The organism is Streptomyces sp. CO7 (assembly GCF_053474865.1).
In genome coordinates, this window is sequence record NZ_JBRIOU010000009.1 from 224,627 (window position 1) to 232,775 (window position 8,149).

Here is an 8,149-nt window from a genome sequence, read left to right on the forward strand (position 1 = left end):
CCGTGGCGTCCTGCGGGGCGCGCTCGCCGCCTCGGCGGCCCTCGCGCTGCCCGCCGGTCTCGGCTCCGCCGCCCCGGCGTTCGCGCTCTCCGGCCGTCCCCGCGCCGGTTGGGGCGTGCAGGCCGGTGACGTGACCTCCGACTCGGGCCTGGTCTGGGTGCGGTCCGACCGCCCGGCCCGGATGGTCGTCGAGGTCTCGCCGACCGAGTCGTTCCGCAGGGTGCGCCGCGTGCCGGGCCCGCTGCTGGGTCAGGGCACCGACTTCACCGGCACCACGCGGCTGCGCGGCCTGCCGCCGGGCGAGCAGATCCACTACCGGGTGGTGCTGGCCGACCCCGACGACCCGCGCCGCACCGGGGAGCCGGTCACCGGCACCTTCCGCACGGCCCCCGCGCGGCGCCGCGACGGGGTGCGGTTCCTGTGGTCGGGCGACATCGCGGGGCAGGGCTGGGGAATCAACCCGGACATCGGCGGCTACAGGATCTTCGACGCGATGGGACGGCTGGACCCGGACTTCTTCCTGCTCAGCGGCGACAGCGTCTACGCCGACGGGCCGATCGCCGCCACGGCGGCGCTGCCGGACGGACGGCTCTACCGGAATCTGGTGACCGAGGAGAAGTCCAAGGTCGCGGAGACCCTGGCCGAGTTCCGCGGCAACTTCCGCTACAACCTGCTCGACGAGAACCTACGCCGCTTCAACGCGCGGGTGCCGGCCGTCGTGCAGTGGGACGACCACGAGGTGCGCAACAACTGGTACCCGGGCCAGGTGATCGCCGGCACGGACGCCCGTTACACCGAGAAGCGCATCGACGTGCTGGCCGAGCGGGCCCGCAGGGCGGTGAGCGAGTACTACCCGATCTCCACGCTCACCCCGGGCGCCCGCGAGGGCCGGATCCACCGGGTGGTGCGCCACGGCCCGCTGCTCGACGTGTTCGTGCTCGACATGCGCACCTACCGCAACGCCAACTCCGCCGGCACCGACGCCGTCGATCCGCAGGGCATCCTCGGTCGCGAGCAACTGGAGTGGCTGAAGCGCGAGTTGGCCCGGTCTCGGGCGGTGTGGAAGGTGATCGCGTCGGACATGCCGCTGGGTCTGGTGGTGACGGACACCACCGAGGGCCGGCGCAATGTGGAAGCGGTCGCGCAGGGCGACCCGGGTGAGCCGCTGGGGCGCGAGCTGCAGATCGCGGAGCTGCTGCGGTTCGTCAAGCACCGCCGGATCACCGGCACGGTGTGGCTGACCGCGGACGTCCACCACACCTCGGCCCAGCACTACCAGCCCTCGCGGGCGGCGTTCACCGACTTCGAGCCGTTCTGGGAGTTCGTCTCCGGCCCGCTCAACGCGGGCGCCTTTCCGGCGACCGCACTGGACGGCACCTTCGGACCGGAGCGGGTGTTCGTGAAGGCTCCCGCCACCTCCAACGTCTCGCCGGCCGAGGGGTACCAGTTCTTCGGCGAGGTGGAGATCGACGGCGACAGCGGCGAGATGACGGTCCGGCTGCGCGAGCAGGACGGGGCCGTGCTGTTCACGAAGGTGCTGCAGCCGGGTCTCGTCGGCCAGTAGGCCCGGGGCCGGCGCCCTGGGCGGCCGGAGGCCCGACCGCCCGGGGCGCCACGGCAGTTGTCGGTGGTCGCCCCTACGGTCCTCCCATGACGCGATCACTGCAGGCCGTGGCCTACGCGCGTCCCTCCGCGCTGCACACCACCGCGGAGGGACGGCTCCTGGGACTGGAGACCTCCCGGGGCGCGACGCCCACGGGCGTCCAGGACCACCCCGGCTTCTTCTCCGGCTTCCTCACGCACCCCCAGGCGGCCGCCGCGGGCCTCCTGGCGGTGGCCGACGTGGCGGCGGCCCGCTACTACCAGCCCCAGGCGCGCGCCTCGCTCGACCCGGTGGTGACGGGCAACGGCGACCGGCTGCGCTTCGAGTCCTTCTCCGGCTGCTGCGGCGTGTACGCCCGCCTCGACGTCCTCGACGGCGGCCTGGACGGTGGGGACGTCGGACACGGCACCACCAACGTCGACGTCAACAACCCGCTGCGGGAGGCGCTCTCCCGGGTGGGCGCCCTCGACCCGGTCCACCTGCGGGTGGGCCCGGACGAACTGGCGGTGACGACGACGGACGGCCCGGTCGTGGAGAAGAAGGTTCCGCTGCCGGACCGCTGGCTGCGCGGCTTCGCGGAATCGCAGGTGGTCACGGCCGGTTTCGAGCTGCGGGCGGAACTTCCGGCCGCCGAGGCGGTCCGGTTCCTGCGGTCGCTGCCGCGCGGCCGGGGCCGGGGCGGCGCGTCCTGGGTGGTGCCCGCGGGGCGGGGGCTGCGGCCGACCACCCGACCGGTACCGGGCGCCGTGTGCCTTCCGGGGCCGGAGCGGCTGGTGGCCCTGCAGCGGGTGCTGCGCCACGCGACCGCGCTGCGGGTCTACGGGCCGGCCGTGTCCGGCACGGACGCCGCCGCGAGCGCCTGGGAGGCGGTGCTGCCGGGCATGCGGCTCACCCTGACCCTGTCGCCGGACGCCTCCCGCGGCTTCTCCGGCGAGGGCGGCGTCCTCGACGCGCTGGCCTCGGGCGACGCCGCCGAGGACGCGGAGCTGATATCCGTGCTGCTGGCGTGGGAGCCGCGGATCGACGTCGCCGACCTGGCGGCCGCCTCCGGCCTGACCGCCGAGCGCGTGCGCGGCGCCCTCGTACGCCTGGGCACCTCCGGGCGGGTGGGCTACGACCCGGCCGAGGCCGCCTACTTCCACCGTGAACTTCCGTACGACGCAGGCCGGGTGGAACGGCACAACCCGCGGCTGCGGGACGCCCGGGCGCTGCTGGCGGCGGGGGCGGTCACGCTGGACGGCGTGACCGGGACGGTCACCGCCGAGGACGGCCACCGGCACCGGGTGCGCGAGGAGAACGGTGCGCTGACGTGCACCTGCTTGTGGTGGGCGAAGTACCGGGGCGGACGCGGGCCCTGCAAGCACGCGCTGGCGGTCCGGATGGCGCGACGGGAGGGCCGGTCGTGACGAAGGCGGCGACGGAGGCGACGGAGCACGAGGTGTGCGCGGCGGTGCGCGAAGGCGCGACCGACCGTGTGGCCGCCCTGCTGGCAGCGATGACCGCGACCGAGCGGCGCGCGCTGGTTCCGGAGTGGGAGCGGCTGCGCAAGGAGTTCCGCCAGGACTGGGGCCGGCAGCGGCGGGTGTACCCGGCCCTCCATCTGGCCGGGACGGCCTCCCTCACCGGGGCGGCGGCGGTCGCGACCTGGCTCACCGCGGCCGACTTCCGGTGGATGGCGGCCCCGACCGGCCTGCTCCTGGGGGCGCTGCGGGACCGGGAGCCGCAGTGGCTCGCCGACGTGGCCCGCCGGGTCGCCGCGCGCCCGGTCTCGGCCGGTGTCGACCACGCACTGCTGGACGGGCTGGCACGGCTGGCCGACTGCCCGCCGCCGGTCACCGAGGCATCCGTGCACGCCTGGATCCAGCACGTCAACGGCGCCTGGACGAAGCGGGACGGCGTCGACGCACGCATCCGCGCCACACGGCACCTCGCGTCGATGACCGCCGGCCTCTTCGCCACGGCCGACGCGGGCCGCGCCATGGCGAACCTGTACTCCGTCGACGACGGGGACAGCTGGGTCACCGTACTGGCACGGCTCACCGCCGAGGGCGTCCTGGACCGGCCGGCGATGGTGGAGGGCTGCGTGGCACGGCTGTTGCGCGGCGGCCCTGCCGCCGACCAGCGGGTGTTCCTCAACCTGCTGACCGCGCTGGAACTCACCGGGGAGGAACGCCGGGCGCGGACCGCCGACTGGTCGGCGCTGGCCGCGGACGGTATCCCGACGGTCGCCGCCCACGCCCAGGCGGTGCTGGGCGAACTGGCCCTGGCCGGTGACCTCCCCGACCGGGAGCTGGCGGACCTGTCGGCCTCGGTGTTCTTCCGACCGGAGAAGAAGCTGGTCCGCTCCCAGCTCGTCCTGCTCGGCAAGGTGCTGTCCGCCCGGCCGGACGCGGCGAACCTCCTGCTGCCGGGCCTCGCCCATGCCTTCGGGCAGCCGGACGCCGACGCGCAGGAGCGGGCACTCCGACTGCTGGAACGACACCTGGGCAAGGTGTCCGACGAGCAGGCGCGCGAGGAACTGGGCCACGCGGCCGACCAGTTGTCCCCGGCGCTGCGCGTCCGTGCGCTGACGGCGCTGGGTTTGGAGGCGCGGGAGGAGACACCGGAGGCGTACGAGGAGACGCTGCCGCCGGTGCCCGCCCCCGCCCGGCTCGCTCCGGCGCCCGCCTCGCCGGCCGAACTGGCGGAGGAGACCGGCGCGTTGCTGGCCCGGCGCGACGCCGACGTGGCGTCCTTCGAGCGGGTGCTGGACGGTCTGGTACGCCTCGCCCACCAGGACCGGGCGGCGCTGCTGGACGCCCTGGCCCCGGTCCTCGCCCGCGTCGAGTGGCACGACGCGGCACCGGACAGCTGGAGGGCGCCCGAGCGCTACTTCGCCGTCGACGCCGCCTACAGCGACGCCCGGCATCTCGTCGAGATGCTGCTCGCCGCGTTGACGGGTCAGGTGTCCGAGGAGGTGCTGCGACCGGGCACGCACGACACCGCCCCCGCCAGGCAATGCGCCCACGGCCCGCTGTGCCTGGCCCTCGACGCGCGGGTCAGGGAGGTCGCCCACCGGATGCGGACCGGTGCGGTCCCGCCCTTTCTGCTGTCCACGCCCACCTGGAGTACCGGCTCCGTCGATCCTTCGGAGCTGGTGGGGCGGCTGGAGCTGTACTCGGCCGCGGGGATCGTCCCGCTGAGGAACGACTTCGCCCAGGCGCTCCTGCGGGTACGCCGCGCGGACCGGCCCGCGGCCGAGGCGGCGGCCGCGCGCGCCGCGACACTGGTGACCCCGGAGGGCGAGCACCTGGCCCGCTGGTTGACCGCGTCCGATCCCCTCCCCGCGACACCGGAACGGCGGACGGTCGACCGGCGGGTGCGGCCGGGACTGGGCGAGTGCTCCGCGCTGCTGCAGGACTTCCCCGGCGCCTTCGCGCGTCTGGGCGAGCCGGTGCTCGCCGACGCCCAGCGCTTCTGGTGCTACCACTTCGACGACGGTGCCCGCCCGCACCTGCTCGCCATGCTCCCCGAGGACCGCGAGCTGCTCGCGGCGCGGCTGGTGCACGACGCGATCGCCTCCGCCGTGCAGGACCAGCGGCGCGGCGCCGCGGTGCTGCCCCGGCTCGCGGAGGCCGGCGGACCCGCCGGTCCGGCCACCCACCTGTGCGTGGCCTACGGGCTCGGCTCCCGTCACCCCGAGGACCGGCTGGCCGCCGTGGACGCCCTGCTGGTGCTGGCGGCGCGCGAACAGCTCGACGCCGGACGGCTGGGGGCCGACCTCGCCGAACTGGTGCAGCTCGGCGCGGTCAAGGCGACACGGCTCGCCGACTCGCTGCGCACGGCCGCCGCCACCGGGGCGTCCGCCACCGTCGGCGAGGTGCTCCGGCACGCGCTGCCGGCGCTGCTGGCCGAGGGCGTGGAGCCTGCCCGAGGGCTGGGCGACCTGCTGGGCGTGGCCGCGGAGTGCGCGGAGCGCGCGGGCTCCACGGGGGCGCTGCCCGGCCTGGACCGGGTCGCGGACCGCTCCGGCTCGTCCCGGCTGGTGCTGGAGGCGCGACGGCTGCGGGCGGCGCTGAGCGGGGAGGCGGTCCGATGACCACGGGAGGCGAGCTGGTCACGGCGATCCGCGCCGGTGACACGGTGAAGACACTGGACCTGCTGAAGGGTCTGTCGGCCGCCGAACGCCGGTCCCGCGTGCCGGAACTGCGAGGGCTGCGAGCGGAGTTGCGGCGTGACCCCTGGGCCGAGGCCTCGCGGATCGCCTACCCGCCGCTGCTGGCGGCGGGGGTGGCGTGTCAGAGGGGAGCGGCCGCCGTCGCCTCGTGGCTCACCGGCCCGGACCTGCGGTTCGGGGCCGTGAGCACCGTGACGGCCCCGACGCTGCTGCGGCTGGTGGAGGACCGGGGAGCCGACTGGCTGGCCGATCTGGCGGGGCGCCTCGCGGCCCGGCCCGCGTCGGCCGCGGTGTCCTTCGAGCTGATGTCCGGCCTGGTCCGGCTGGCCGACTGCCCGCCCCCGGTCACCGAGGGATACGTGACCGGCTGGGTCCGCCACCGCACCCGGGCGCTGCGTGCCGAGGACGGCACCCTGCTGGAACGCCTGCGCGGTGACGGGGACCTGCGGCCGATGGTGGGCGCGCTCTTCGGGATCGAGGACATGGGCCTGCTGCTGGACGGGGCCGGCGCGTGGTCCGGCGCCCTCCTGGCGCTCACCGGCGAAGGGCTGCTGCCTCGTGAGGTGATGATCGACGGCTGCCTCTCCCGGCTGCTGCGCGGTGGAAGGGCGGGCGATCTGCGGTTCTTCCAGCACCTGCTGACCGAACTCGAACTCACCGACGGGGAGCGGCGCGAGCGGGTCGCCGACTGGCGGGCGCTGGCCGCCGACGGGCCGTCCACCGTGGCCGGTCACGCCCGGACGGTGCTGGGCGAGCTGGCACTGGACGGCACGCTTCCCGCGAGCGCCCTCGCGGAGACCTCGGCTGCGGTGCTGTTCCGCCCGGAGAAGAAGCTGGTGCGCGCCCAGTTGACGCTGATCGGCAGATATCTGTCGCGGCGTCCGGGGGCGGCGGGCGAGCTGCTGGCCTGTCTCGGTCCGGTCCTCGCGCACGAGGACGCGGCCCTGCGCGACCGCGCCCTGGCCCTGGTCACGCGGCATCTGCCTCCGCCGCCCGGCGGGGACGAGGTCCGCACGGCGCTGGCGGCGGACGCCGCGTCGCTGCCCGCCGCCCCGCGTGAGCGACTGCTGCGGGTGCTGGGCCTGGGCGCGGAGGCCGACGCCGCGGTCGAGCCCTACGTCGAGATCCTGCCGCCGGTGCGCGTCCCGCGGCGCCTGGCTCCGCCTCCGGCCACCGCCGCGGAGGTGGCGGAGGAGACCGGCGCCCTGCTGGCTGCCGGCGGGCGGGCCGCCGGGGACGACGTCGCCGCGTTCGAGCGGACCCTGGACGGTCTGGTGCGCTGGGCGCAGCGGGACCGCGAGGCGCTGCTGGTGGCGCTCGAGCCGGTCGTCGCGACCCGGTGGTGGTCCGGCGGCGGGCGCTCGCCCCGGGACGGCATGCGGGGCCGGAGCCGCTTCACCCATCACTTCCCCGGCTCGTTCGACGTCGAGCACGGCGTCGATCTCGTTCTGGCGTCGCTGCACCTCGCCGTGAAGCTCTCCGTGCTGCACTCGGCGGTCATGAACGCCGGCCCGGAGTACACCTGCGTGCACGGACACCTGGCGCGCGCCTTCCAGATCCGGCTGTGGGAGGCGGCCCATCGGCTGCGCACCGATCCGCAGCCCTTCCTGCTCTCCACCCCGACCTGGGACGACGGCTCGCTGGAGCCCGCGGAACTGGTCGGCAGGCTGGAGGAGTACCGGCGGCTGGACGCACGCGTCGGGGAGAACGACTTCGCCCAGGCGCTGCTGCGGCTCCGGCTCGCCGACCCCGCGGCCTGCGCGGCGGCGGCCGGACGGGCCCGCGCCCTGGGCACACCGGAGGGCGAGCGGCTGGCCCAGTGGCTGGACGCGGGTGGTCCCGTGCTTCCGCGAGGCCGCACGGTGCCGGCGGGCGACCTGCTCGGGGTCGAGTACGCCGAGGCGCCCGCGGTCCAGCGCCTTCCGCGGGGTTTTCGCGGGCTGGGCATGCCGGTCGGCGCGCAGGGGTGCGACCGGGCGTACTGTCCGGCCCGCGGCAGCGGCCTCGAGGCGTACTGGGCCGCCCTGCTGCCGGGCCACCGCGAACTGGTCGCGGCGCGGACCCTGCCCACGCTCGCGGCCTCCGTGTACCGGGACGGCCCGGTCGACACCGGGCTGCTGCCGAGGCTGGCGGAGTCGGGCGGCGATCCGGGGCCGGCGCTGCGTCTGTCGGTCGCCTACGGCTTGTTCGCCCGGTCCGCGGAGGACCGCCTGCCGGCCGTGGACGCCCTGCTGCAGCTCGCCGCGCGGGGCGACCTGGACGCGGAGGCGACGGGGGCCGACCTGGCGGTGCTGGTGCTGTCCGGCACGGTGGTGCCCTCCCGGCTCGCGAAGGCCCTGCGCTCCGCGGCCGACGGCGGCGCCGGGCGCACCACCTGGTCGGTGCTGCGG

Annotated in this window: 4 protein-coding genes; all 4 read left to right on the forward strand. The window is 76.0% G+C overall.

Annotated features, from left to right (window positions below):
- The coding region (locus ACOV8S_RS27610) for an alkaline phosphatase D family protein (protein WP_448321157.1) at positions 1 to 1,564 on the forward strand (1,564 nt) is incomplete at its 5' end.
- 86 nt (positions 1,565 to 1,650) lie between these two features.
- On the forward strand, positions 1,651 to 3,009 hold the full coding sequence (locus ACOV8S_RS27615; protein WP_448321159.1) for an SWIM zinc finger family protein: 1,359 nt from the start codon (positions 1,651 to 1,653) through the stop codon (positions 3,007 to 3,009).
- Positions 3,006 to 5,681, forward strand: coding sequence for a DUF7824 domain-containing protein (locus ACOV8S_RS27620; protein ID WP_448321160.1), 2,676 nt, complete (start codon positions 3,006 to 3,008; stop codon positions 5,679 to 5,681). The genes ACOV8S_RS27615 and ACOV8S_RS27620 overlap by 4 nt, the downstream gene beginning before the upstream one ends.
- On the forward strand, positions 5,678 to 8,149 hold a 2,472-nt coding region (locus tag ACOV8S_RS27625), incomplete at its 3' end, for a DUF6493 family protein (protein ID WP_448321161.1). The genes ACOV8S_RS27620 and ACOV8S_RS27625, both read left to right, overlap by 4 nt.

What these genes read in the sequence shown, in the direction of transcription:
- ACOV8S_RS27615 (WP_448321159.1), top strand. Translation starts at nt 1,651, where the DNA reads ATGACGCGATCACTGCAGGCCGTGGCCTACGCGCGTCCCTCCGCGCTG.